We start from the raw sequence: 24718 nt of genomic DNA on the forward strand, positions 1-24718 counted from the left end.
TGTGTATATACTGTATATATAAGGTATATACAGTATATACACACACTGGAGGAAAACATGAATATTATTATTTCGAATTCTTCCCAAGACCCTATTTATGTGCAAATAAGAAAACAATTAAGCCAGCTTATTTTAAATGGTGGTTTAAAGGGTGGAGACCAATTACCGTCTATTCGTAGCTTAGCGAAGGAATTGCAAATTAGTGTAATTACAACGAAGCGTGCGTACGAGGAGCTTGAAAAAGAAGGATATATAGAAACTGTTGCTGGGAAGGGGACTTATGTTTCACGTAAAAATAATGAACTATTAAAAGAACAGCGGCTACGTCTATTGGAAAGTAAGGCTGAAGAAATCGTAAAAGAAAGTAAAGTGTTGCAGCTTTCACTTGAAGAATTGCAGCAGATGATTGCGTTTTTATATAAGGGGGAATGAGAGAGATGTTAGAGTTAAAAAACGTTTGTAAAAGTTATGAAGATTTTGCAGTGAAAAATATAAGTTTTGCATTACCACGAGGATATATTATGGGGTTTGTCGGACCAAATGGTGCTGGGAAAAGTACAACGATCAAAATGATTATGAATTTAATTAGAAAAGATAGCGGCGATATAAAAATTTTTGGCAAAGACAATAAGAAAGCTGAAAAGGACATAAAACAAAATATTGGTTTTGTATATGATGAAAATCATTATTACGAAGATTTAACGTGTGAACAAATGAAACGTATTGTTGCACCGTTATATAAAAAGTGGGACGAAAATCAATACCAATCGTATATGCACAGATTGCAAGTTCCAAAGTATAAAAAAATTAAAGAGCTATCTAAAGGGATGAAAATGAAGTTTGCGATTGCCATCGCACTTTCACATCATGCAGAGTTTATCATTATGGATGAGCCGACAGCAGGATTAGATCCAGTTGTCCGAAGTGAATTACTTGATATGTTGCAAGAAATTGTAATGGAAGATGAAGTATCTGTATTATTCTCAACCCACATTACAACGGATTTAGAACGTATTGCAGATTATATTACGTTTATCAACGATGGAGAAATTATATTTACTGGTGAAAAAGATGAATTAATGGAGAACTACGTAATCGTTAAGGGAAGCAATGATTTATTAGATCGAGAAGGAAAAGAACTATTTGTTGGATTACGAAAAAATAAATTCGGTTTCGAAGGTTTAGCGAAGGATAAACAAGGAATTATCGATTGGTTTGGAAATGAGGTTGTACTAGAAAAGCCTACATTAGATGACATTATCGTTTACACTGCGAAAGGGAGAGGTGCCTATGCGTCAGCTAATCTATAAAGATTTGTTCTTTTTTCGGGTTATGTGGTTAGTGTATTTTATTATGCCTCTTGTTTTCTTTGGATTAGATCCAGATGGTGAATTGTTATTTCCAATGAGTTGCTTACTCATAACGATATCATCTTCTATGATACTAATAGCGATGGATGAAAAAAATAAAAGTGATGTTATTATAAATAGTTTACCTGTTGGACGAAAGGATATCATTATTGCTAGATATATTTCGGGTGTAATATTTATTGTAGGTGGCATGATTTCTACTACGCTAGTTGTTTTTCTTATAAGAGGTATCGCTGTCATTGGTGATATTGGAGCTTATCATCCCAATTTGTATATTGAAATTCCTTGGTATGTAGTAGTCAGAGGTGCTGTATATTCTTTAGTTTATATTACAGCATTATTCCCGAGTTATTATGGGACAAAATCAAAAGTAGTACGTGGAATATTTACAGGTGGAGCCGCTGGAATAGGTGTTATTGTTGGAATGTTTATTGGTGACGGAGAAAGTGCTACGGCATCATTCATTGATTGGATTATGAATCCATTACATTTTGGCATATTTATAGTTGGATTAATCACACTAGCTAGTGCCTATATCGCTTCTATGTTTCTTACAATTAAAATTTATGAAACGCGTGATTTATAGAGAGGAGAATTCATATGCAACAGTTGATTTTGAAGGAGTTTTTTTTACAGAAGAAGATGTTTCCTTTCTATTTTTTAATACCCATTTTATCTATTTTTAAGGATTCCGTCGAACCAATGGGGATTGCAATAGGAGTATTTATAACATGTAGTACGATTATATATATTTCTTTTTATTATGACGAGAAAAGTAAAGCAGAAAAAGTGTTAGTGAGTTTGCCTATAACGAGAAAAGAGATAATTATAGCTAAATATATTTCAAGCACATTATTTATTATGGCTGGTTTGAGTGTAACTTTTATAGTCGTAATATTAGGAAATATTTTATTGGACAGAGATATAGTTATGCCTGGGTATGCAATATTTTCAGCAATAGTAGCAACTTTGATTTATTGTGCAGTAACGATACCGACTAATTACATTGGGGGATATAAAGTTATTACTGTCTTGAATTTGATTATGCTTTTTCCTTTAATGGGTATGATTGGTCTTATGTGCAATATTTTTGGTGATAAAACAATTATGTTAAAAGTACTTCACTCTCAAGAGGCTACACTAGCAATGGGTGTTCTTAGTATTGGAGTGTTAGTAAGTATAGTCATATCAATGTTTCTCTCAATGAAAATGTTTCAGGAGGCAGAGTTATAGAAGGAGCATTTTCATATTAGGAGGGGTAATACATGATCAAGCAACTAATTTTAAAAGATTTCATTATTCAATGGAAATTTTTAATTTGGTACATACTGTATCCTGTTTTCTTTTATATGGCCTTAACAGATACGGAAAATTTATTCATCATTATGTCAGTAATTATTACAATTGGGGCAACAGTAAAAACGTTTGAAGCAGATAGTAAAAATGAGAGTGAAGTTATAGTAAATAGTTTACCAATATTGAGAAAACAAATTGTGTATGCGAAATATATAGTAGCAATTATTATTCTTTTTATAAGTGTAACGGTCGGTTGTTTCACGATGGGAATGAAGAGCGGGGTTAACTTATTTGAATTTATTGAAACGACAATAGTTGCTAGTATTAGCTTTATTTTAGTGTATTTAAGTTTGGTTTTACCGCTATCCTTTTGGCTAGGGTATAAGAAAACTATTTTTATTGCGATAGTAATATTCATGGCACCGATAATTGTTTTAGAAGCTTTGTTTCAAATCAACTTAGAACAAATTCAGCTATATAACAGCTTGTTATTCATTGGTTCAATATGCATGTTCATAGCATCTATCTTCGTTTCAGTAAAAATATATGAAAAAAGAGAATTTTAAAAGGTGCCTTAAAAAAGGCACCTTCTTCAATAACGACAATACGAGAGCAGTAGTTTATAAAAAGAAACGCTATTTGGTACATCTGTCGGAGTATGTAATATAAAGCTGAAAACGATGATGAGAATAAGAAATAGGAAAAATAAAAATAGGATTTGCTTATGTATAGAATTTTGCATATTATTCACTCCTTTTTTAGGTAGTATGTCCAAAAGAAAGGAGTGTATGAAAAATTTTAGGAGGGGAGAATGATGAACAAAAGAAAATGGTTATATAGAATAGGGGTACTTTTCGTTTCAATCGGTCTCATATTAGCAAATGTTTACTCGGATATACCACTGTTATTTCCAAGTTTACATAAAGGGGTTGGTATAAGTATTGCCATAATTGGTCTGTTTTGTCTTATCACATGTAACTTCTACAGAAAGTCTGAATGAATATAAAAAAGGACAGTTATTCTTTTTCAGAAGTACTGTCCTTTTTAAATAACTTATTCCATAGCTTGGCGATACTCCATATAATGACGATTGCAATGGAGGCAATAATTGACCAAGCAATAGATGCAATTTCAAGTGCCATGCTAGGAAGGAAGGTAAGAATGGATACTACTTTATGAAACAACCATTCTATTATATGAAAACTTATTTGTAATAGAATGACGATACCAAGTGTGATCCATGCTAATATTTTCTTTCCTTTTTCTTTCCACATGACATTCACCTCACGTTAGCTTAATAGTTTTAAGCCAACAGCGCCGCATAGAATACAGCTTAAGAAAGCAAGACGACGCCAATCCGCTGATTCTCGGAAAATGAGAATGCCTAGAAGTGCACTTCCAGCAGTTCCGATTCCAGTCCAAATTGCGTAAGCAGTTCCCATCGGTAATGTGTTCATCGCAAGAGATAAGAAGAAGAAGCTTACGCCGAAGTTAGCGATTAAAATAACTTTTGGTGCCCAGCCTTTCTTTTCAGTGGCTACTTTCATAAAGAGTACACCAATAATTTCACAAATACCAGCTAGAATTAAAAATACCCAAGCCATTTTATGCGGCCTCCTTCGCTTCTTTTTCTTCTGTTACTCGTTTTAAACCAATTACTCCGAAGAAGATTAAACCGATTAATAAAACTTTTACGATAGAGAAAGGTTCTCCGAAGATGAAAATCTCTGTAAGAACGATTCCGCCAGCTCCGATTCCTGTAAAGACTGCGTATACAGTGCCGACAGGTAAATCTTTATAAGCTCTAAATAATAAGACGAAACTAATTGTAATTAATAGAGCGACACCAGCCCATTCAAGTGGTGCCTCTGCTTTTTTTAGTCCAATCACCCAAAATATTTCAATAATACCAGCGATGATTACATAAATCCATGCCATATGTCATTTCTCCTTCCTACCAGTCGTTAGGTAAAGGGCTTAAAAACGACGCATTGCAAAGGAGCAATCCGTCAGTTTGAAAGTCCGCGCCAAAATACTTTCCAAGAAGCGTCTAAACGTGTCTCAAAACGATTTAAACCTGCGTATAGTAGTTCAACCATAAGACCGTCGAGTAAGCATAGAAAAGCCTCTAAGGCGTCTTTCACTTCAATGTTATGCAACTCATCTTGTTCGCTTGCTCTTTTAAATACAGGGAATAAAAGTTTTCCGACGTTTTCAATGTGTACATTTGCTTTATTAATAATTTGTTCGCGAAATGCATCAGGCGGAAAATAAGAAGTTCGTAACCAAAACATTGATTCTTCACTTTCACCAAAGCGTTTTGCATAGCCTTTTAATAATTTTAAAAGCAATTCTTCAGTGGACGAATTGGAAAAGCTTTCGATATCGCCTGTGAAGCTCTGCAAATCTTTTTGAAGAGCAGATTCTAAGCATATGAAATATAGCTCTTCTTTTCCTTTAAAGTGTGCGTAAATCGATGGTTTTTTAATCCCAACTTCTTGAGCAATATTTGCCAATGAAGTTCCTTCATAGCCGTAGCGTGCGAAATGAGAAAGTGCTACAGCTTTAATGCGGTTTGCTGTCATTTTCATCCCCTACCTACCGTTCGTTAGGTTCATTATATGAGATAAAAAATATAATGTCAATAGGTGAAGAGCTGAAAAAGAGCGTTATAGGTAACGCTCTTTTTAGACAGTCTCTCGCTCAATTAAATGGAATGAAAGTTCTTTTGCACTGCCGCCAATTTGCTCGCTTTGGATCTGCTTATAGAATAAAGAAAAAGCATGTGAGCCCATTGCGAGACCGGGATGTTCAATTGTGGAAATTTCTAATGCCTTTGAAATTTCATGATTATCAAATCCAAGGATAGCAAGGTCTTCAGGTACTCGAATACCATGTTTTCGAGCCTCTGTTAATAAACCAGCTGCAACTTGATCGTTCGCTGTAAAAATAGCAGTTGGACGATTTTTCATATTTAAAATACGATGGAGTATTTGTGCTCCGTCCTGCATTGTATAGCATTGGTGGAAAATCCATTCAGGATGCAACGTTTTCCCTTCGTTACGAAGGGTATCGGCGAACGCTTTTTCGCGCTCCATGGAATTTACACTTGTTTTTCTTGCTAAACAAATTCCGATTTTTTCATGGCCTTTACTTAGTAAATAGGCAGTACCGAGACGGAAACCTTCATAATGATCTACGTAGATGGATGAAATGAGGGGGTGCTTCATTTTTTCACATGAAATAATAGGGGCAAATTTTGCGAAAGGTTCGATTTGTTCCCAAGAGCTCGTTCGGGAGCAAATAATCATCCCATCAAATTGTTTCATTTTCATCATTTCAAGAACACGAATTTCTTCAAGGCTATCGTAATTTGTTTGGCATAAATTAATGTGATATCCAGCTAATAATGCTTCGTTACCGATTCCTTCAATAATGGTACTGAAGTAGGGGAGGTTAATGAAAGGAAGCATAACGCCAATTGTATATGTTTTCCCTCTTATTAAATGGACAGCATTTATATTTTTTGCGTAGTTTAATTCTTCAACAGCGTCTAGAACACGCTTACGCTTTTCTTCTTTTACGTAAGGGTGATTATTCAGAACACGAGAAACAGTTGATATCGATACACCAGCAGTTTTAGCAATTTGTTTTATATTGGCCATATGTATCACCTCTTTCCCTTATTATAAAGGGAAAATAATAAGAAAGAAAAAATCTTGACCTGAAAAGCTTTTCACAAACTATGGTATTAATAAGACTTCTTTTTATTCGCGTAACCTTTTCACTTGGGCGTAAGAATGATAGGGGTCTTTTTTGTTTGCAAAAAGTGTTGTCAAAATGTGTGAGAATAACGTGGAAAGTTTTCAAAGGTGGAGTTTGATGACAAAGCGAATATGAAGAGCATATCAACGCTTCGTTCGTTAAGAGAGCGGTATGAAAGGGCGGAAACAAATTGAAAAAAAGAATCATTTGTTTCGTGTTTTCTAGTTTTGTACTTAGTTCGTGTTCGTTTCAGCAAACGATGCAAGAAGAAAAACACTTTGTGGGAACAACAGGAGGAGCTATGGATCGTGTTACGGATCCTATTCCGCTAAAGGAACTTCCAAAATATTTTCCGGTGAAGTTTAAAGTTCCAACGTTTTTACCGTACGACATTACAAGTGATGTGAAGGGTGAAGTAAGAACGCTTGGGAAAAAGAACGCAGTCTTAACGATTAAATATAAACAGAAGGAGCCAGGTAGAAATGAGTATATTGAGTTAAATGTCGCGAACTTTCCTTATAGTTTTCCGGATCTTATGGAAGAGAAGCGATTTCAAGAACAAATGAAACTGAATAATGGAACGTCTGCTTATTTTAAAAATAAAGATGATTATGAACGTGGTGACGAATTTGCTACGCTTATATGGAAAGAGAAAGGAATTGAATATCAGCTGCTGTATCGGAATGTAGAAGAGAACGATGAAAAGGTAATCAAGCAGAATTTATTATACATTGCGAATAAGATGAAATGAAAAAACTAGCTGATTTATTCAGCTAGTTTTTTGTATGTTATTATTTCTTTTTAATTTTGCCTGTCCAAGATTTAAATCCACCTTGTAATTGGTAGAAATCTTTGTAGCCTTGTTTTTTTAAGTATTGCGCTGCACGACCTGTACGGAATCCGCTTTGGCAATATAAGTAAACAGGTTGATCTTGACGAAGTTCTTTATGGCGAAGGCGAATTTGTGATAACGGAATGTTACGTGCACCTAAAATATGCCCTGCGTTATATTCGTCTGCTTCACGAATATCGATAAGCTGTGCTTTACGGTAGCCAGCGCGAAATTCTTCTTCTGTAAGAGTTTTAATTAATTTTTTCTGATAGAAGTACATCCATACAGTGTAGCCGATAAATGCTACGATTACGGCTAATAAAATAATCCAAGTTGTTGACACGATTCTATCGCTCCCTTTTTTCTTATCCTACTTTCAATATTATAATGCCCATATGTATTTATGCAACAGATTCATTTGCATATAAGAAGAAATTTCGTATTCTTTCACAAATTTTGTCGAATTTGGTAGACTAGAGAATGTGAAAAATAATTGGTTATATGAGGTGCAGGATGGGAAAAGAAAAATGGTGTTATATTAACTCTGGTCAATGTTCACCGGCATTTAATATGGCGTTAGATGAATGTTTGTTAAATTGGCAAAGTGAAAAGAAAATGCCACCAACAATTCGTTTTTATGAATGGGAAGTACCAACATTAACAGTTGGATATTTTCAACGTGTTGAGAAAGATATTAATATGGATGTAGTTAACGAAAAAAAATATGGATTCGTTCGTCGTCAAACAGGCGGCAGGGGTGTACTACATGACAAAGAGTTAACGTATAGTGTTATTGTGTCTGAAGATCATCCAAATATGCCGAAAACAGTTACAGAAGCATATCGTGTTATTTCGCAAGGCTTATTAGATGGTTTTAAGGCATTAGGGTTAGAAGCATATTATGCAGTTCCAAAAACAGAAGCAGATCGTGAAAATTTGAAAAATCCACGTTCAGGTGTATGTTTTGATGCACCATCTTGGTATGAAATTGTAGTGGAAGGAAGAAAAATTGCTGGTAGTGCTCAAACACGTCAAAAAGGTGTTATTTTACAGCATGGATCGATTCCATTAGAAATTGATTTAGATGAACTATATGATCTATTTTTATTCCCAAATGAACGTGTGAAGGAACGTATGAAGAGTATGTTCTCTTCTAAAGCAGTAGCAATTAATGAATTAACAGACCGTACATTTACGATAGAACAGTTAATTAAAGCGTTTGAAATTGGGTTTGAAAAAGGATTGGATGTAGAACTTGTTCCATATGAATTAACAGAAGAACAGTTACATGAAGTTCAAACGTTAGCGAAAGAAAAGTATGAAAGTAATGAGTGGAATTATAAAAAATAAGAGATGGCAATTGCCATCTCTTATTTTTTTATAGTAAATTAAGTACTTTTTCTACTTTGATTCCTTTATCTTGTAAAGAACGAAGACGACTTACAACGTCCATAATTTCTTTATCAAATGTAACGCTAATACCTTGGCTTTGTAGTTCTTCTTTTAAGCCTTCAATAGAATCATCTATGTCGATGCCAAGCTCGTAATCTTGACAAACTTCAATTGTCTTTTTCACGAGTTTAACATAATTTTCTTGTAGTTTTGAATTTGTTTCAGTCAAAGCAGGCTGCTTCGGTTTTGCAGGCGCAACCGGTGCAGACTCTTGCTTTGTAACTGGAGTTGGTACTGCTTTTTTCACAGGTGCTGGAGTAGATAATTCCATAGCAGCTTCTACACTTACTGGCTTCGGTGTTGGTACCGGAGTAGGTTTAGGTGCTGCAGGTGTTTCTACTCGCGTAACAGGTTTTGGAGCAGGTGTAACTGCTTTTGGCGCTTCTACAACTACTTCTTTTTTCGGAGTAGCTTCTACAACAGTTTCTTCTTGCTCGGCAGCTTCTTTATTTTCTTTACTCCACATAACGCGTTCAATTTCTAGAGAAACATTGTTTTTGTTCATCGCTGTTAATGTAACTTTACCAACTTCAGCGTTTCCAGTGAAATCAACAATTTTATAAATAACACTCTTGTTCCAATCCACGTTTCCGCTCAAAAATAATTCTTCGTTACATTTCGGCGTTAAGCCCTCGATTTTAATTTCTGCGTTTACACCGTTTTCACTATATACCATAATTAGCGAAGCATTTACATCTTCGTCTGCTAACATTAGTTCACGTACCATTTTGCCGGTGCGTACTTGCGTTTTCTTCTTAACTGACATCTAATTTCTCCTCTCAAAAATTCAGTAATAATAAAAAAATCGTATAACGAAAAATAATTGCTCACGAAGATTTATGATACCGATAATAAAAGCATCACGTCAACAATTAACTTTAATTATTTTGCATTTTTCTTATTTTCTTTATGAAATTTTTCAATTTGTAAAATTAGACAGAAGAAAAAACAGCCTTTTGAAGGGCTGTTAAAAATTTGATTTTCTATATAGTAATTTATATAAAATAAAAAATAAGATAGCAATTAAAGCATTTTGCCAAAAGTTTAGATGATAAATGAGATAAGGTTGCTTTTGGAAATAAATATTTAAGAATACAGCGGAACAAAATGGAGTAGCAAATGCGAATCCAAATAGAATTCTTCTTTTCCAATTCATTTTCTGATCAAAGGAGTAACGCTTTAATAAATATAAAATAAATAGTATACCTAGTATAATTATTGAAACAGACAAAGTAGTTCCAAGGATGCTAAAAGGCGGACTTGATAATATATTGTTTTTTTCAAAGAGAAACATAAAAAATGAAACAATTGCATTGATTCCAAACTGTATAGCAAGAAGTAAGCTAATAGAAAATCCAATTAAAGAAGTTTTTTCTAACTTTGTTTGGGTTGGTAAAGCTGATATAAGTTCATCGCAATAAGATTGTAAATCATTACCGAAAATGTCGTAAGCACTTTTATTTTCTGCTTGTGCTTCGATAAGATGATCTAATATTTCTAGTAAAAGCTCCTCCATTTGTTGCTGAGGTACGTTTGATATTCGAAGATATACTAACATATCACCATAAGCAGCTTCGTTTTCGGAAGTTAGAAGCTCACGTTTTGTATTATTCAATTCAACCATGTCTTGGGCATTCATCCCTATCACTCCCCCTGTAATAAGTTATTTACCGTAGTTGAAACCATTCCCCAGCTTTGTTTAAATTCTTCAAGCTGCTCTAATCCTTTATCGGTTACGTGATAATATTTTCGTTTTGGACCGAGTGAGGAGGCTTTTAATGTTCCTTCAATCAATTTTTCTTTTTGCATACGTAACAATAACGGATATATGCTTCCTTCGCTTACGAATGTAAATCCGTGTTTATTTAATTTTGTGCTCAGTTCATATCCGTACACTTCTTCTTGTGAAATGATGTATAGGATGCAACCTTCGAGCACACCTTTTAACATTTGGCTGTGCATGATTTCACCACCTTTTACTCAGGTAACTTGCGTTGCAAGGTAGTCGTTATCCAAATTATAACATTCAGTAACTTGCAACGCAAGTTACTGAAGTTGAAAACTTTAATGCGTGTTAATTTTTCAACGTTTCCCATACTAACGAGAGGGAGGGAAGCACATGAAACCATTTATGCCAAAACTCGTTTACTTTGAACCAAAGGCACTTGAATATCCGCTTGGAAAAGAGCTTTATGAGAAGTTTACGAAGATGGGATTAGAAATTCGTGAAACGACATCACATAATCAAATTAGAAATTTGCCAGGAGAAAATGATTTGCAAAAGTATCGTAATGCAAAAGCGACGCTTGTCGTTGGGGTGAGGAAGACATTAAAGTTTGATACATCAAAACCGTCAGCTGAATATGCAATTCCGCTTGCAACAGGGTGTATGGGACATTGTCATTATTGCTATTTGCAAACGACACTTGGGAGTAAGCCTTACGTTCGCGTGTATGTGAATCTTGATGAAATATTTGAGAAAGCAAAGCAATATATGGATGAGAGAGCACCTGAAATCACAAGGTTTGAAGCTGCTTGTACATCAGATATCGTTGGGATTGATCATTTAACACATGCATTAAAGCGGGCGATCGAATTTATTGGAGAAAGTGAGCATGGGCGTTTACGTTTCGTTACGAAATATTCGCACGTTGATCATTTATTAGATGCAAAACATAACGGGAAAACTCGTTTCAGGTTTAGTATAAATTCACGATATGTAATTAAAAATTTTGAACCAGGGACATCGCCATTTGAGGAGCGAATTGAGGCGGCACGTAAAGTAGCAGGTGCAGGTTATCCACTTGGTTTTATAGTCGCGCCACTTTATATGCATGAAGGATGGGAAGAAGGATATCGTGAACTATTTGAGCGACTGTACAATGCGCTGAAAGATATGACGATACCAAATTTAACGTTTGAATTAATTCAGCATCGTTTTACGAAACCAGCGAAAAAGGTTATTCAAGAGCGTTATCCAAATACGAAGCTTGAAATGGATGAAGAGAAGCGAAAGTATAAATGGGGACGATATGGAATTGGGAAATATGTATATAAAAAAGATGATGCAGAAGTATTGGAGGAAACGATTCGAGGATATATTCATCACTTTTTTCCTGACGCAGAAATTCAATATTTTACATGAAAGGAACTTGTATTTGAATACAGGTTCTTTTCACTTTTGCAGATTTAGGCTCGTTTCCACCTTGTCACGTTATTCTTTCTGGTGTATCATTTTATTGATTGCTTCGTACGGAATAAGCAAAATGAAATTGGATGGAGGAAACCGATGCCTACCCCTAGTATGGAAGATTATATTGAACAAATTTATTTGTTGATTGATGAAAAGGGTTATGCCCGTGTATCTGATATTGCTGAAGCGCTTAGTGTACATCCATCCTCTGTAACAAAAATGGTACAAAAATTAGACAAAGACGAATATCTAATTTATGAAAAATATAGAGGGCTTGTATTAACATCAAAAGGTAAAAAAATCGGGGAACGTCTCGTATATCGACATGAATTGTTAGAACAGTTTATGCGCATTATCGGTGTGGATGAAAGCAAAATTTATAATGATGTAGAAGGAATTGAACATCATTTAAGTTGGGAATCAATTGACCGTATCGGTGATTTAGTACAATACTTTGAACAAGATGAGGTTCGAGTGGAAACACTTCGTGGTGTTCAAAAAGCAAATGAAGAGAAAAGTAATTAAGGGGAACGGATGGCGTTTCCTTTTTTATTTCAATTCGAAAAGGATGGGAGAATTATGAAAGCAATTATTTTTGATTTTGATGGATTAATTGTGGACACAGAAACGATATGGTTTCACTCTTTCAGAGATGCTGTTCGTGAATACGGCGGGGAACTACCTTTAGAGGAATTTGCGAAATGCATTGGAACAACAGATGAGGTACTTTATGCATATTTAAATGATCAATTAAAAGAGAAGTTTAACAAAAGTGTATTAAAAGAAAAAGTGGCAACTTTACATAAAGAGAAAATGAAAATACCAGAAGCTCGTGACGGGGTAAAAGAATATTTAGAAGAAGCGAAAGAAATGGGATTAAAAATCGCACTAGCTTCTAGTTCGTCTAGAGAATGGGTTATTCATTTTTTAGAAGAGCTACAGATTCGAGAATATTTTGAAGTAATTAAAACGAGAGAAGATGTTGAGAAGGTAAAACCAGATCCAGCTCTTTATCGAGTTGCAATAGAAGAATTAGGAATTAAGCCATCTGAAGCTGTTGTATTTGAAGATTCATTAAATGGATTGAGAGCAGCAGTTGCAGCGGGATTAACGTGCGTTGTTGTACCTAATGATGTGACACGGAATTTACCATTTAAAAATCATCATCTTCGAATTGAAAGTATGAGAGAGAAAAGTTTAAAAGAAGTGCTTCAAAGTATAAAAAAAGACCGTATTTCCTAAAAGGAAGCACGGTCTTTCTTTTTACTTTTTTTGCCTTCAATGACAGTTAAATGAGACTGTTTTCTTTTTCGTTTCAAAGTGGAAGAATTTCCTTTTTTACTTTTGTCATTAGAAGTATTTGACTTAAAGAAAGAATTGCCTAGGGGTGCTACATTTTGTTTCCCATGTTTGCGGTTCGATTGTTTTGCCGCACGCTTATATGAGCTTTGCGAATTTGCGGAACCACTGGAATTTGTAAACATCTTGTATAGCAAGTAAAAGATACCGACAACAAGTAACATGTACCCGATATTTCTTAATACACCCATGGGATTTGTAATAACAGATGAAACAAGGCCGAATATTGCCAATCCAATAATAAGCACAAATATAGCGAAAGTAAACGAACGACCGTTCATAAGGGACACCTCCTAAAAACGTATATTAAAATTAGTATATTAACGATGAGGAAAGGAGTTGAACACCATTTTTAAATAATTATTGTTTGTTCTCTAAACGTAATAATTCTTCAAACGATGCAATTGCTACTTCCACTTGGTCATCTGTTGGTTCTTTCGTTGTTAATAGTTGTAGCCATAACCCAGGATATCCAAGTACGCGTAATACGGGAATATCTCTTAATCGATTTGTAAATTGCAATACTTCAAAAGAAATACCAAGTACAACTGGAATTAATAAAATTCGGTTTATAACTCGTGCCCAAAGAGGATCTGTAGGGACTAGGAAATAAACGAACATTCCAATAATGACTGTAAATATAATAAAGCTACTGCCGCATCTATAATGGAGGCGAGTTTGCTTTTGAACGTTTTCTACAGTCAGAGGAAGGTTATTCTCATAAGCATTGATTACCTTATGCTCTGCACCGTGATACTGAAATACCCGCTTAATAAGTGGGGTTAAAGAAATAAAGTATATATAGCTCAATAATAGCATGAGCTTAATGACACTTTCGACAATGATTTGCCCAGTATGAGATGGGAAAATCGGTCTCGTTAATTCAGCTAATAGTGCAGGAACTGCTGTGAAGATGACTTTACCGAATATGAAAGATAAAACGCCAACAGCTGCAACTCCTAATACCATCGTTAATTTTGATTGTTCTTCTTTTTTATTTGCAATTTGTTCATCATCTTCTGGGTGGACGTCAAATCGTTCTGAAGCGAAGTTTAAATGCTTTGCTCCATTCGCACTTGCATCCACAATAGCGGCAATACCTCGTAAAAATGGAATTTTTTTTAGGATAGATAATACTTTATTACGAACGCGTGGTAATCGATAAAATTCAATCGATTTATCTTTACGACGAACCGCTGTAACAGTATATTCTCTACCGCCAAACATAACTCCTTCTATGACCGCTTGCCCGCCATATATTTGTTTTGACTCTTCTGCCATGTTAACACCAACCTGTATTTGTTTCTCTCTTATGTAGAAAAAGAGGCAATTGTCATACTGGGTTCTGTCGTTTTGAAATAAGACAATCACCGAGTTTCCTTTATTTTATCGGCAAATACAAGTAGATGACAAGGGAAAATGTTATGAGAGTCGGACATTTCTTATTCTTTTTATAGACAAATTTCGCAGGATTTAAACATGCTTCAAAATAGTTTCGGGCATACTATTGAGCGGAGGTGTCGATGTGAGTCAAGAACAATTAGGAACAAGGAATTTTGTACAAATCGGTTTGTTTGGTGGAATCTTTTGGGGCGGGATATGGTATTTCCTTCATATATTTTCATTCACGGAGGCGGGACCGAATTATTTCCTTTTACCATTTGCGTTTGGAAGTTGGAAGGAAGGTGTATGGGGGAATGTGTCAGGAATAGTTTGTATGGGACTTCTTTCAATTTTGATTGCCTTTTTGTATAAAGCATTTTTTGCGAAGTTTGAAGGGATTATTGCGGGAATTATTTATGGATTATTTTGGTGGGCATTACTGTTTTTGGGGATGGGTTTAATGGCTCCTGTTATTAAAAGTGCGCTCCATTTACCAAAAGAGACAATTGTAACGACAATATGTATTTTTATATTGTATGGTGTGTTTATAGCATATTCTGTTTCTTACGCAGTAAATAGCAATAAAGTAGAACAAGAAGGGCGAGAGAAGACGAACTATTCAAATAAGTAACTCCTATGTTAAAATATTGTATAGATATTTAATATTAAGGAGTTTTAAGAATATGAAAAAGTTACTCCTCGTAAACGGGCCTAACCTAAATCGCCTCGGTGTTCGTGAGGTAAATGTATATGGAAAGGGCACGCTAGCGACACTTGAAGCAGATATGAAGCAAGAAGCGGAAACAATGGGAGTGGAGTTAGAATGTTTCCAATCGAATCATGAAGGTGCCATTATCGACATTATTCATGAAGCGGAAGATATATATGAAGGGATCATTTTAAATCCGGGAGCATTTACGCATTATAGCTATGCGATTCGTGATGCCATTGCGAGCATTTCGATTCCTGTTATTGAAGTACATATTTCTAACATTCATCAGCGTGAATCGTTTCGTCACGAATCTGTGACGGCAGCTGTTTGTGCAGGACAAATTGTTGGATTTGGTTTTTATGGCTATAAGTTAGCGTTATTTGCATTAATGGAGAAATTGAGGGAGGCATAAAGTAATGGAGAAAATTGAAAGATTACGAAGTGCATTTGGTGAGGCTGGCATTGACGGTATTTTGTTAACAAATGAACATAGTCGTAGATATATGGCTAACTTCACAGGAACAGCAGGTGTAGTTCTTATTTCAAAAGATCGTGCTCAATTTATTACAGATTTCCGTTACGTCGAGCAGGCAAGTAAACAAGCGGTTGGATATGAGATTGTACAGCACGCAGGATTAATCATTGATGAAGTGGCAAAGCAAGTGAAAGAGCTTGGAATTCAAAAGCTTGGTTTTGAGCAAGATACTCTTACATATAGTTCTTATTCAGCGCATAAGGAAGCGATTGATGCTGAATTTATCCCAACTTCTGGACTTGTAGAAAAGTTACGCTTGATAAAGACTGATTCAGAGATTAAGATATTAAAGGAAGCTGCACAGATTGCAGATGCTGCCTTTGAGCATATTCTATCATTCATTCGCCCGGGAGTATCTGAAATTGAAGTGTCAAATGAACTTGAATTTTTCATGAGAAAACAAGGAGCAACATCTTCTTCGTTTGATATTATCGTTGCTTCAGGTCTTCGTTCGGCATTACCGCACGGCGTGGCATCTGAAAAAGTGATAGAAACAGGAGATTTCGTTACATTAGACTTCGGCGCTTATTACAAAGGGTATTGCTCTGATATTACTCGTACGATTGCAGTCGGTGAACCATCTGATAAATTAAAAGAAATTTATAATATCGTTTTAGAAGCACAACTACGTGGTGTGAACGGTATTAAAGCTGGTTTAACAGGTCGCGAGGCTGATGCGCTAACGCGTGATTACATAACGGAAAAAGGATATGGTGAATACTTTGGACACTCTACTGGTCATGGAATAGGTCTTGAAATCCATGAAGCGCCAGGTTTAGCGTTCCGTTCTGATACAGTACTTGAACCCGGTATGGCTGTAACAGTAGAACCAGGTATTTATATTCCAGGTATTGGCGGCGTACGTATTGAAGATGATATCATTGTGACAAGTGAAGGTAATGAAGTAATTACGAAATCACCAAAAGAACTTATTATTTTGTAATACACAGGAGGATTTTTTTACATGATTTCAGTAAACGATTTTCGTACAGGTTTAACAATTTCAGTGGACAATGCCCTTTGGCAAGTACTTGATTTCCAACACGTAAAGCCAGGTAAAGGTGCTGCATTCGTTCGTTCTAAACTACGTAACATTCGCACAGGATCTGTTCAGGAGAAAACATTCCGTGCAGGTGAGAAAGTAGAAAAAGCACACATCGAAAACCGTCGTATGCAATACTTATACGCAAGTGGTGAGGCTCACGTATTTATGGATAACGGAACTTATGAGCAAATCGAGCTTGGTGAAAAACAAATCGAGCGCGAGCTTAAATTCCTAAAAGAAAACATGGAAGTAGCAATCATGACTTACCAAGGCGAAGTACTTGGTGTTGAACTTCCAAACACAGTTGAATTACAAGTTACAGAAACAGAGCCTGGTATTAAAGGTGATACTGCTTCTAACGTAACAAAACCAGCTACATTAGAAACTGGTCTTGTTGTACAGGTACCAATCTTCATTAACGAAGGCGAAATGCTTATCATCAACACTGGTGAAGGTAAATACGTTTCTCGTGCATAGTAGAAAAGCACTCGTGATAATTCACGAGTGCTTTTTTTATAGGAAATAGGGTATATAGTAAATAGCTGTTATAATAAAACTGACTAAAACAAGTGAAAGAGTACCCATAATAGATGGAGTCAAAACAATTTGAAATGGTTTTATTTCGCCAGTCTCAACACCAGTTAATGTTTTACTTATTGCGTGATCTGTAATGTTATTTCTATGGTTACTCATAATAATTAACCACATAATTGCAAATATTGCTAAACTACCAAGGAAAAAGGTCTCTATAAATGACCAACCGACCAACAATGAAAAAAGATAAATAAGAGCTAATTCTACTACAACGGTTAAACTAATTTTCAATGCCTTCATATTTTTCCTCCTCACTCTGTAATTCCAACCAGTTTAAAAAATTTTCACGTGACACGACATGCAGAGAGCAAGGTGACTTTACTTCTTTCTCTAGTGCAGCGTGTTCGTCTGGAAACTTGTTTTCCACATGCAATGAAATATAAGGTAGTTTTTCTTGTGCTTTTAACGAGCGGATATTATTCATTTTAGCACCAGCAAATACGTAGGAAAGTTGTAAGTCTAAAAAAGCGATTTTAAAGATTTCTTTTTTAGCAGCCTCGTTATAGCCTTTTCCCCAGTACGGATAGCCGAGCCAACTACCAATGTGAGATTGCTTCTTCTCATTATTAATATGTTTAAGTGTGGTGAGGCCAATTATTTCATTCTCTTCATTTACAATCATTCTCGATAATGATTTCTTTTGATGTTCTTCTTCTATTGCGAAAAGAAGAAATGTTTTCGTGTCTTCGATGTTTTCTACCGTTAGCCCTAATGCATTTTTTATATGTGGATCACTTGATAGCTCGAAAATCACATTTGTATAGCATAAATCGAGTGGTAATAAAGTGACGTGCTGCATGGCTTATACCCCTTTTAAACTAAATATACCATAATATACCACGTAAAAATATGAATCTTCAGATTAGAATGCGGGCTTTAGAGAAAAGTTATGTTTTTGCTTCTGAAATAGACAACCTCTGCATATGGTTGTACAAATATATTTTTTTTTAGAATATGAAGTTAGTAACTGTTACGGGAGAAGGTGGAAGAATGAAACAGTGGCTAGCGGCAATGGAAACATCCGTGCTTGTTATGGGAGCACTTCGATTATTTTCAGGTAGTGCGGAGATATTTGCTGCTTTGCTTATGCTTTATGTGAATGATGCGAAGAAAGCGTTGTTTATAAATGGTATGTTAGCGTTTGTTGGACCTACCGTATTAATTTTAACAATGACAATTGGGATAGCGAGTGTAGCAAGTGAAATTTCTTTCTTGAAGCTCTTTTTTCTAGCGCTTGGAATTTGCTGTATTTTTATCGCATTACTGAAATAGTAAGTCGAGTATAGTGGGGAGAAGCCGATGAAAGAGGTATTAGAAGTTTTACCAAAAACGATGAAGTATTTAATTGAAGGATGTAAGCAATACGATGCTTTAGAGGAAATTCGTGTTCGAATTGGAAGACCGCTAGAGTGTATTGCACACGGAAAGGTGTTTTTTTATGACTATATCACTACTGCAGAGGATGCTATTTACTTACTGAATAAGTTAAGTCAATTCTCAATTTATACGATGGAAGAGGAATTAAAACGTGGGTATGTGACACTTCGCGGGGGGCATAGAATCGGATTAGCGGGAAAAGTCATTACAGAAAAAAGCGCAGTGAAAATGATTCGTGATGTCTCTTCCTTTAATATTCGTATTGCTCGTCAAAAAATAGGGATTGCTGAACCGCTTTTGCCATATTTGTATGAAAAAAGATGGTTAAACACGATGGTAATTGGCCCTCCGCAAACGGGAAAAACGACACTTTTAAGAGATGTAGCTCGTTGCATGAGTCAAGGAGTAAGTGCTTCGGAAATTCCTTCTTGTAAAGTGGGGATCGTTGATGAACGGTCAGAAATTGCTGGCTGTGTGAAAGGGATCCCGCAATATGATTTTGGTACCCGAGTCGATGTGTTAGACGCGTGTCCAAAGGCGGAAGGAATGATGATGATGATTCGTTCTATGAGTCCTGATATTTTGATCGTAGATGAAATTGGCCGTAAAGAAGATAGTGAAGCAATTATGGAGGCAGTGCATGCAGGTGTTCAGCTTTTTATAAGTGCACACGGATTTTCCTATGAGGATGTTGTGAGACGTCCATCGCTAAAGGCAGTGCTAGAGCTTGGTATATTTGATAGGTTTGTGGAGTTGTCAAAAGCGAGGGGTCCAGGAACGGTTATGCAGGTGAAAGATAAATATGGAAAACCAGTGCTATCAAGTAGAAAGGCTGAGGGCGTATGGTGAAAATATTCGGTGCAGTGTTAATCGTTGCGGTCAGCACCTTTTTCGGGTTTTCATACGCTAAAAGATATAGTGAGAGGCCGAGGCAACTTAGATTATTAAAATCAGCACTTCAATCATTAGAAGCAGAAATTATGTATGGACACACACCTTTATCTGAGGCTGCCGAGCGATTAGTTAAACAAATGCCAAAGCCATTAAATTGGATATTTCAAAGTTTCGCCAGAAGACTACAAAGCGGGGAACATACAGTAAGAGAAGCGTGGATAGATAGTTTGAAAGAGAACTGGAAGTTAACCGCATTTCAACAAACTGAGTATGAAATACTGCAGCAATTTGGTGAAACGCTCGGGCAACATGATCGTGAATCACAACAAAAACATATTCGCTTATGTATTACACATTTGGAGAGAGAAGAAGGAGAAGCGAAAGCACTACAACTGCAATACGAAAAAATGATTAAGAGCTTAGGGGTACTAGCAGGGCTACTTATTGTAATTTTACTGCTATAGGGGGGAGAAAGGCGATGTCCATTGATGTTGGATTAATATTTCAAATCGCCGGAATCGGCATTGTTTTAGCTTTCATTCATACTGTACTAAAAGAATTAAAGCGGGAGGATATTGCAAATTGGGTTATCCTTGTCGGTTTTGTCGTCATTTTATTTCATGTTGCATTTTTAATTAACACGCTATTTGACAAGATTAAAAGTGTCTTTCTCTTCCAGTAAAGGAGGCGGTTCGAATCGAAATTATACAAATTGTCGGATTAGGCCTCGTTGCTACGTTTTTAGCTGCTGTTTTGAATCAGCATAAATCTAGTATTACATCTTTATTTATTGTGTTCGTAGGTAGCGTGATGTTTCTTATTTTAATCGATCAAATTCATTCTATTTTACAAATGATTGAGAGAGTAGCAAGTGAAGCGAAAGTTAGTAACGTCTACGTGGAAACGTTACTAAAGATTATTGGAATTGCTTATATTGCTGAGTTTGGAGCCCAAATTACAAAAGATGCTGGTCAAGGTGCCATCGCTTCGAAAATTGAACTTGCTGGGAAAATCTTAATTCTCGTTATGGCGATTCCTATTTTGACGGTTGTAATTGAAACTATTCTCGGATTTTTACCGACGGGATAAGGGGGAGTGAATGTTGAGGAGGTTTGGAGCTAAGCTGCTATTTGCTTGCTTCCTTTTCTTTTCTTTACCGGTTGTTGTACAAGCTTCTCCTGTAGAAACAAACGTCGTTGATCAACAATTGGATAAGCTCGGAATTGAAGATGTGAAGCAATTTTGGGACGGGCTTGTTACAAAATATGGTGGCTATTTGCCAGAGAGTCAAAAAGGGAGCTTTATGGAGTTTGTAAAGGGAGAAAAAGAATTCTCTCTAAAAGAGTGGATGATAGGGTTATTAAAATATTTATTTCATGAGCTTGCTGCTAATGGAAAACTGCTTGGCACACTTATTATGCTCACTATCTTTAGTGCATTGTTGCAATCACTGCAATCCGCTTTTTCAAAAAGTAGCGTAAGTAAAATTGCTGATGCTGTTGTGTATATGGTACTTATTATTTTTGCTTTAAATAGTTTTTATGTCGTTATGACATATGCAAGAGAAACGATACAAACAATGGTAGATTTCATATTAGCGTTATTGCCAATTTTGCTGGCGCTTATAGCAACTGGGGGCGGGGTTGTATCTGTATCATTTTTTCATCCGGTTATCATTTTCTTAATGAATACGAGTGGGCTTCTTATGAATTATATCGTTCTACCACTTTTATTACTGGCAACGATATTAAGTATTGTAAGTACAATGAGTGATCAATATAAAGTGACGAAATTATCCAAGCTTCTGCAAAACGTTAGCGTAGGGATTATCGGTGTCTTTTTAACAATTTTTTTAGGAGTATTATCTGTACAAGGGACAGCAACAGCTGTTGCTGATGGAATAGCTGTGAAAACTGCTAAATTTGTAACAGGAAACTTCATTCCAGTAGTTGGAAGGATGTTTACAGAAGCGGCAGATACTGTTATTAGCGCATCAGGATTATTGAAAAACACAGTCGGAATTATTGGGCTCGTCATTTTATGCTTAATTGTTGCTTTTCCAGCGATTCAAATTTTCTGTATTGCATTTATTTATAAATTCGCAGCAGCAGTATTGCAACCGGTTGGCGGCGGAGCAATTATTCAATGTTTAGACATTATTGGACGAAGCATCATTTACGTATTTGCTTGCTTAGCTATCGTATCATTTATGTTCTTTTTAAGTATTACAATTATTATTGCTGCGGGGAATATTACACTTATGATGCGGTAGGAGGTGAAGAGTATGCAATTTGTTACAGAGTGGATCAGAAATATTATCGTTTTTTTGCTCTTAGCAACAATGCTTCATCTTATTCTTCCAAATTCGAATTTGCAAAAATACGTTAAATTCGTTGTAAGTCTTTTGTTAGTCGTATTAATTTTAACGCCCCTTTTTAAACTATTGCAGACAGATGTAAATGAAGTAATTGCAAATTTTAATGAAGAAAAGTACGTAGCAGAAGGATCTGTAAAAAATTCAATAGATTCGAAGAAAAAAGAAATACAAGCTCTAACACGTGCATATAGTTTAGAAGAGATGGCTACCAAAATGAAAAAAGAAGTAGGAAAAGAGTTTGAGAAAAAGTATGGTATGACTGTCTCTGAAATACAAATAGTCGCAGCAGAAAATACAGAAGAAGTAAAGTCAGCGAAAGATATTCAATCTGTTGTTGTGACGTTGAAAGAAAAAGAACGTAGTAAAAATGATGCAATCGAAACAGTAAAGCCAATTGAAATTAACACGAAAGAGCCTCCAAAAAAAGTGGAAGAAACGAATGTAGAAATGAAAGATTTCTTTTCAAGCAGGTGGCAACTAGAGGGTAAACAAATCCAAGTTCAAATGGAAGGGAGGACAGGTAGAGTAAATGGACAATAAAGATAAAAATTCGAAGTTCTCATTTTTTCGAAACTTATTGAATGGGGATCAAAAAGAAAGCAACGAGAAGGGTAAAAAGGTAACACCTAAGTTTTTACTTGTCCTACTCATACTTGGAATTTTGCTTATGTTTTCTAGTAGTCTCTTTTCAAGTAAAAAAGAAGAAGTACCTGTATTTAAAGAACAAAAAACTCAAAATCAAGAAAAAGACGTACCAACTTTCGGACAAAAAAGTAATGATAGTATGTCAAATGTAGAAAAATATGAAAAAGCGTATGAACAAGAATTAAAAACTGCTTTAGAAGAAATAGCAGGAGTAAAAGACGTAACGATTAAAGTGAATTTAGATTCATCTGAAGAAAAAATTTTAGAAAAAAATACAGTGAAACGCTCACAAACAACAGGTGAAACAGATAAAACAGGCGGTAAGAGAGAAGTAGAGGACGAGTCTCTTGATGAAAAGACTGTCATTATACGTGAAGGGGATAAAGAAACTCCTGTTGTTTTACGAACAGAGAAGCCGAAAGTACGTGGTGTTCTTGTCGTAGCAAAGGGAGTGGATAATATACAAGTTAAAGCAATGGTAAAAGAAGCTGTGATAAGGCTGCTAGATGTACCGGCCCATCGCGTTTCAGTTTCACCGAAAAATTGATAGGGAGGAAATAAAGTGTTAAAAAAACAAACAGTTTGGTTATTAACGATGTTAAGTTTAGTTGTTGTACTATCTGTGTATTACGTGACAACTCCTGACAAAATGAATACAGCATCGCCGGCAACAGGTGAAAAGATTGGACAAGAAAAACAAGGTACTGATAAAGCAGTAACAAACGAAGCGCCTAAAGAAACTCCGAAAAAAGAAAATACAAGCAAGGAAACAACAAATAAAGAAACAGACAAAAAAGAAAATGCAAAAAAAGAAACAAGTAAAAAAGAGGGCAATGTATCAGTTCAATCAAGTGATGAGAATTTCACAGCTTTACGTATGCAAATGGAAGATCAACGTAGTGAAGCGAAAGCAAAATTACAAGAAGTGATGAGTTCAACAAAAGCTTCAGCAACAGAAAAGAATAAAGCAAAAGAAAATTTTGATGCCATTACGACAATGGAAACGAAGCAAGAATTACTTGAGACAGTAATTAAATCTCAAGGAGGATATCCAGATGCTCTTGTAAGAGCTGATGGTACTGACATTAGAGTAACGGTTAAAGCGGCAAAACATTCACAGAAAGAAGCAAATAAAATTATTCAACTTGTAAGAAGTGAAGGCGGATCAAAAGATGTAGGTGTGAAATTTGATCCACCAGCGAAATAAGTGAAACTTTAATCCGCAGGGATTTCCCTGCGGATTATTATCTTTTACTAAGCAAAGGGTATGCAAATAGTAAAATAGAGTATGTAAGTAAACGTGTGAATAGAAAAAAGCTATCATTTTCGATAGCTTTTTTCTATTTCGTCTTTGTAGTTATTTTTACTATGTTCAACTCGGAATGGAGAAACACGTTGCGAGTAAAAGATTAATGGTTCATGGTACTGATGATTACTTTTTCCGGATTTGACGTGGATGCAAAGAACACATGCCCAAACGATTACGGCAGGTAAAAAGAGAATGAGCCATATCATATTTCCACACCTCGACACAATATATTTTCTACACTTTGAACATACTATTCTTATATGAAGGAATGATGAACGGCGTGTAAACAAAAAAATAATATTTGGTAAAAATATGTTATTGACTATAGGTGTAGTGAAGAGTGGAGAGGGAATGGCATGTTTGCTGTGTAACGTTTTGCTAAAGTAGTGAATGTTTTTTAAGAAGTGGTCTTGCCAATTTCATGTGAAACTTGGTATTATTACTAGGTATTAAATTTTTATTGGAATAATATTTTTACAGGAGTTTCGATTTATTATAAAGAAATATAAATTGGAATGTTTAAAAAATTTATCGTAAGATGGAAATAGTAAATATTTCTATTAGTTAATGAAATATATTT

At 35.5% G+C, this 24718-nt stretch carries 38 protein-coding genes; 24 read left to right on the forward strand and 14 right to left on the reverse strand.

Annotated features, from left to right (window positions below):
* The first annotated feature begins 57 nt into the window (after positions 1–57).
* The 6 genes from OXT04_RS15150 to OXT04_RS15175 all read left to right on the forward strand — a co-directional run bounded on the left by OXT04_RS15150 (position 58) and on the right by OXT04_RS15175 (position 3666).
* Positions 58–432, forward strand: a complete 375-nt coding sequence (locus OXT04_RS15150) for a GntR family transcriptional regulator (RefSeq protein WP_001021350.1) — start codon at positions 58–60, stop codon at positions 430–432.
* Between the two features lie 5 nt (positions 433–437).
* Complete coding sequence (locus tag OXT04_RS15155) at positions 438–1310, forward strand: ABC transporter ATP-binding protein (protein ID WP_090977074.1); 873 nt, start codon at positions 438–440, stop codon at positions 1308–1310.
* A complete protein-coding gene (locus OXT04_RS15160; protein ID WP_078400978.1) occupies positions 1291–1956 on the forward strand; it encodes an ABC-2 transporter permease in 666 nt (221 codons plus the stop codon). Before OXT04_RS15155 ends, OXT04_RS15160 begins: the two co-directional genes overlap by 20 nt.
* A 14-nt stretch (positions 1957–1970) precedes the next feature.
* The gene (locus OXT04_RS15165) at positions 1971–2603 is read left to right on the forward strand and encodes an ABC-2 transporter permease (RefSeq protein WP_267415685.1); all 633 of its coding nucleotides are present in this window, start codon (positions 1971–1973) and stop codon (positions 2601–2603) included.
* Positions 2604–2638: 35 nt separating this feature from the next.
* A complete protein-coding gene (locus OXT04_RS15170) occupies positions 2639–3232 on the forward strand; it encodes an ABC-2 transporter permease (protein ID WP_080476022.1) in 594 nt (197 codons plus the stop codon).
* A 245-nt stretch (positions 3233–3477) separates the two neighbouring features.
* Positions 3478–3666 (forward strand): hypothetical protein, encoded by a 189-nt coding sequence (locus OXT04_RS15175; RefSeq protein ID WP_097925253.1) that lies wholly within the window; start codon positions 3478–3480, stop codon positions 3664–3666.
* Between the two features lie 16 nt (positions 3667–3682).
* On the opposite strand, the gene OXT04_RS15180 is transcribed toward OXT04_RS15175, so the two are convergent.
* The 5 genes from OXT04_RS15180 to OXT04_RS15200 all read right to left on the reverse strand — a co-directional run bounded on the left by OXT04_RS15180 (position 3683) and on the right by OXT04_RS15200 (position 6331).
* Positions 3683–3940 (reverse strand): DUF3975 family protein, encoded by a 258-nt coding sequence (locus tag OXT04_RS15180; protein WP_000265371.1) that lies wholly within the window; start codon positions 3938–3940, stop codon positions 3683–3685.
* Positions 3941–3955: 15 nt separating this feature from the next.
* Positions 3956–4270 carry a DMT family transporter gene (locus tag OXT04_RS15185; RefSeq protein ID WP_000312623.1) on the reverse strand — a complete coding sequence of 105 codons (315 nt, stop codon included), beginning with the start codon at positions 4268–4270 and terminating at the stop codon, positions 3956–3958.
* Between the two features lies 1 nt (position 4271).
* Positions 4272–4604, reverse strand: a complete 333-nt coding sequence (locus OXT04_RS15190) for a DMT family transporter (protein WP_000312339.1) — start codon at positions 4602–4604, stop codon at positions 4272–4274.
* Between the two features lie 71 nt (positions 4605–4675).
* On the reverse strand, positions 4676–5257 hold the full coding sequence (locus OXT04_RS15195) for a TetR/AcrR family transcriptional regulator (protein WP_002005730.1): 582 nt from the start codon (positions 5255–5257) through the stop codon (positions 4676–4678).
* A gap of 96 nt (positions 5258–5353) precedes the next feature.
* Positions 5354–6331, reverse strand: coding sequence for a LacI family DNA-binding transcriptional regulator (locus OXT04_RS15200; protein WP_001273987.1), 978 nt, complete (start codon positions 6329–6331; stop codon positions 5354–5356).
* Between the two features lie 314 nt (positions 6332–6645).
* Between OXT04_RS15200 and OXT04_RS15205 the strand changes: the two genes are divergently transcribed.
* Complete coding sequence (locus OXT04_RS15205; RefSeq protein ID WP_033695179.1) at positions 6646–7182, forward strand: hypothetical protein; 537 nt, start codon at positions 6646–6648, stop codon at positions 7180–7182.
* A gap of 40 nt (positions 7183–7222) precedes the next feature.
* Here the strand turns inward: OXT04_RS15205 and OXT04_RS15210 are convergent, their stop codons facing one another.
* Positions 7223–7606, reverse strand: coding sequence for a rhodanese-like domain-containing protein (locus OXT04_RS15210; RefSeq protein WP_000108653.1), 384 nt, complete (start codon positions 7604–7606; stop codon positions 7223–7225).
* A 170-nt stretch (positions 7607–7776) separates the two neighbouring features.
* Here OXT04_RS15210 and OXT04_RS15215 point away from each other — a divergent pair, with 170 nt between their 5' ends.
* Positions 7777–8613, forward strand: a complete 837-nt coding sequence (locus OXT04_RS15215; protein WP_000514076.1) for a lipoate--protein ligase family protein — start codon at positions 7777–7779, stop codon at positions 8611–8613.
* Positions 8614–8641: 28 nt separating this feature from the next.
* Here OXT04_RS15215 and OXT04_RS15220 read toward each other — a convergent pair whose 3' ends face one another.
* The 3 genes from OXT04_RS15220 to OXT04_RS15230 form a co-directional block, all read right to left on the reverse strand.
* A complete protein-coding gene (locus OXT04_RS15220) occupies positions 8642–9481 on the reverse strand; it encodes a hypothetical protein (RefSeq protein WP_098250888.1) in 840 nt (279 codons plus the stop codon).
* A 201-nt stretch (positions 9482–9682) separates the two neighbouring features.
* On the reverse strand, positions 9683–10354 hold the full coding sequence (locus tag OXT04_RS15225; RefSeq protein WP_141541667.1) for a DUF1129 family protein: 672 nt from the start codon (positions 10352–10354) through the stop codon (positions 9683–9685).
* Positions 10355–10359: 5 nt separating this feature from the next.
* Entirely contained in the window at positions 10360–10677 is a 318-nt protein-coding gene (locus tag OXT04_RS15230; RefSeq protein WP_000556083.1) for a PadR family transcriptional regulator, read from the reverse strand.
* A 157-nt stretch (positions 10678–10834) separates the two neighbouring features.
* Here OXT04_RS15230 and splB point away from each other — a divergent pair, with 157 nt between their 5' ends.
* The 3 genes from splB to OXT04_RS15245 all read left to right on the forward strand — a co-directional run bounded on the left by splB (position 10835) and on the right by OXT04_RS15245 (position 13150).
* On the forward strand, positions 10835–11860 hold the full coding sequence (splB, locus tag OXT04_RS15235) for a spore photoproduct lyase (protein ID WP_097925421.1): 1026 nt from the start codon (positions 10835–10837) through the stop codon (positions 11858–11860).
* 144 nt (positions 11861–12004) lie between these two features.
* Positions 12005–12433 carry a transcriptional regulator MntR gene (gene mntR, locus OXT04_RS15240; RefSeq protein ID WP_001143080.1) on the forward strand — a complete coding sequence of 143 codons (429 nt, stop codon included), beginning with the start codon at positions 12005–12007 and terminating at the stop codon, positions 12431–12433.
* A gap of 54 nt (positions 12434–12487) precedes the next feature.
* Positions 12488–13150 carry an HAD family hydrolase gene (locus OXT04_RS15245; protein ID WP_053565474.1) on the forward strand — a complete coding sequence of 221 codons (663 nt, stop codon included), beginning with the start codon at positions 12488–12490 and terminating at the stop codon, positions 13148–13150.
* Here OXT04_RS15245 and OXT04_RS15250 read toward each other — a convergent pair.
* Entirely contained in the window at positions 13147–13548 is a 402-nt protein-coding gene (locus OXT04_RS15250) for an SA1362 family protein (protein ID WP_001014463.1), read from the reverse strand. The genes OXT04_RS15245 and OXT04_RS15250 overlap by 4 nt on opposite strands.
* A gap of 79 nt (positions 13549–13627) precedes the next feature.
* Positions 13628–14548 (reverse strand): DUF1385 domain-containing protein, encoded by a 921-nt coding sequence (locus OXT04_RS15255; protein ID WP_000807120.1) that lies wholly within the window; start codon positions 14546–14548, stop codon positions 13628–13630.
* A gap of 244 nt (positions 14549–14792) precedes the next feature.
* Here OXT04_RS15255 and OXT04_RS15260 point away from each other — a divergent pair, with 244 nt between their 5' ends.
* The 4 genes from OXT04_RS15260 to efp are packed head-to-tail and all read left to right on the forward strand — an operon-like array spanning position 14793 to position 17419.
* Complete coding sequence (locus tag OXT04_RS15260; protein WP_000076886.1) at positions 14793–15281, forward strand: YqhR family membrane protein; 489 nt, start codon at positions 14793–14795, stop codon at positions 15279–15281.
* Positions 15282–15333: 52 nt separating this feature from the next.
* On the forward strand, positions 15334–15774 hold the full coding sequence (aroQ, locus tag OXT04_RS15265) for a type II 3-dehydroquinate dehydratase (RefSeq protein ID WP_000735140.1): 441 nt from the start codon (positions 15334–15336) through the stop codon (positions 15772–15774).
* 4 nt (positions 15775–15778) lie between these two features.
* Positions 15779–16840, forward strand: a complete 1062-nt coding sequence (pepQ, locus tag OXT04_RS15270) for a Xaa-Pro dipeptidase (RefSeq protein WP_000411057.1) — start codon at positions 15779–15781, stop codon at positions 16838–16840.
* Positions 16841–16861: 21 nt separating this feature from the next.
* The gene (efp, locus tag OXT04_RS15275) at positions 16862–17419 is read left to right on the forward strand and encodes an elongation factor P (protein ID WP_000626513.1); all 558 of its coding nucleotides are present in this window, start codon (positions 16862–16864) and stop codon (positions 17417–17419) included.
* Between the two features lie 36 nt (positions 17420–17455).
* Here efp and OXT04_RS15280 read toward each other — a convergent pair whose 3' ends face one another.
* Positions 17456–17776 (reverse strand): hypothetical protein, encoded by a 321-nt coding sequence (locus OXT04_RS15280; protein ID WP_267415686.1) that lies wholly within the window; start codon positions 17774–17776, stop codon positions 17456–17458.
* The gene (locus OXT04_RS15285; protein WP_001164993.1) at positions 17757–18335 is read right to left on the reverse strand and encodes a GNAT family N-acetyltransferase; all 579 of its coding nucleotides are present in this window, start codon (positions 18333–18335) and stop codon (positions 17757–17759) included. The genes OXT04_RS15280 and OXT04_RS15285 overlap by 20 nt, the downstream gene beginning before the upstream one ends.
* 191 nt (positions 18336–18526) lie before the next feature.
* Here OXT04_RS15285 and OXT04_RS15290 point away from each other — a divergent pair, with 191 nt between their 5' ends.
* Genes OXT04_RS15290 through OXT04_RS15330 form a run of 9 tightly spaced genes read left to right on the forward strand, consistent with a single transcriptional unit; the run spans position 18527 to position 24036 of the window.
* Positions 18527–18808, forward strand: coding sequence for a YqhV family protein (locus tag OXT04_RS15290; protein ID WP_000816050.1), 282 nt, complete (start codon positions 18527–18529; stop codon positions 18806–18808).
* A gap of 27 nt (positions 18809–18835) precedes the next feature.
* On the forward strand, positions 18836–19762 hold the full coding sequence (gene spoIIIAA / locus OXT04_RS15295; RefSeq protein WP_267415687.1) for a stage III sporulation protein AA: 927 nt from the start codon (positions 18836–18838) through the stop codon (positions 19760–19762).
* Positions 19756–20271 (forward strand): stage III sporulation protein SpoIIIAB, encoded by a 516-nt coding sequence (gene spoIIIAB, locus OXT04_RS15300; RefSeq protein WP_097925426.1) that lies wholly within the window; start codon positions 19756–19758, stop codon positions 20269–20271. Before spoIIIAA ends, spoIIIAB begins: the two co-directional genes overlap by 7 nt.
* A gap of 14 nt (positions 20272–20285) precedes the next feature.
* The gene (gene spoIIIAC / locus OXT04_RS15305) at positions 20286–20489 is read left to right on the forward strand and encodes a stage III sporulation protein AC (protein WP_000020914.1); all 204 of its coding nucleotides are present in this window, start codon (positions 20286–20288) and stop codon (positions 20487–20489) included.
* Between the two features lie 23 nt (positions 20490–20512).
* Positions 20513–20896, forward strand: coding sequence for a stage III sporulation protein AD (spoIIIAD, locus tag OXT04_RS15310; RefSeq protein ID WP_077393170.1), 384 nt, complete (start codon positions 20513–20515; stop codon positions 20894–20896).
* 10 nt (positions 20897–20906) lie between these two features.
* Complete coding sequence (gene spoIIIAE / locus OXT04_RS15315) at positions 20907–22079, forward strand: stage III sporulation protein AE (protein WP_000946113.1); 1173 nt, start codon at positions 20907–20909, stop codon at positions 22077–22079.
* Between the two features lie 12 nt (positions 22080–22091).
* A complete protein-coding gene (gene spoIIIAF, locus OXT04_RS15320) occupies positions 22092–22724 on the forward strand; it encodes a stage III sporulation protein AF (protein ID WP_001161037.1) in 633 nt (210 codons plus the stop codon).
* The gene (spoIIIAG, locus tag OXT04_RS15325) at positions 22714–23376 is read left to right on the forward strand and encodes a stage III sporulation protein AG (RefSeq protein ID WP_000368890.1); all 663 of its coding nucleotides are present in this window, start codon (positions 22714–22716) and stop codon (positions 23374–23376) included. The genes spoIIIAF and spoIIIAG overlap by 11 nt, the downstream gene beginning before the upstream one ends.
* A gap of 15 nt (positions 23377–23391) precedes the next feature.
* On the forward strand, positions 23392–24036 hold the full coding sequence (locus OXT04_RS15330; RefSeq protein ID WP_065485172.1) for a SpoIIIAH-like family protein: 645 nt from the start codon (positions 23392–23394) through the stop codon (positions 24034–24036).
* A 113-nt stretch (positions 24037–24149) separates the two neighbouring features.
* Here OXT04_RS15330 and OXT04_RS15335 read toward each other — a convergent pair whose 3' ends face one another.
* Entirely contained in the window at positions 24150–24344 is a 195-nt protein-coding gene (locus OXT04_RS15335; protein ID WP_002000935.1) for a hypothetical protein, read from the reverse strand.
* Positions 24345–24718: the final 374 nt, after the last annotated feature.

Origin of the sequence: Bacillus sp. GC_Bacil_1, assembly GCF_026540675.1 — a bacterium.
Taxonomy (GTDB): Bacteria; Bacillota; Bacilli; order Bacillales; family Bacillaceae_G; genus Bacillus_A; species Bacillus_A cereus.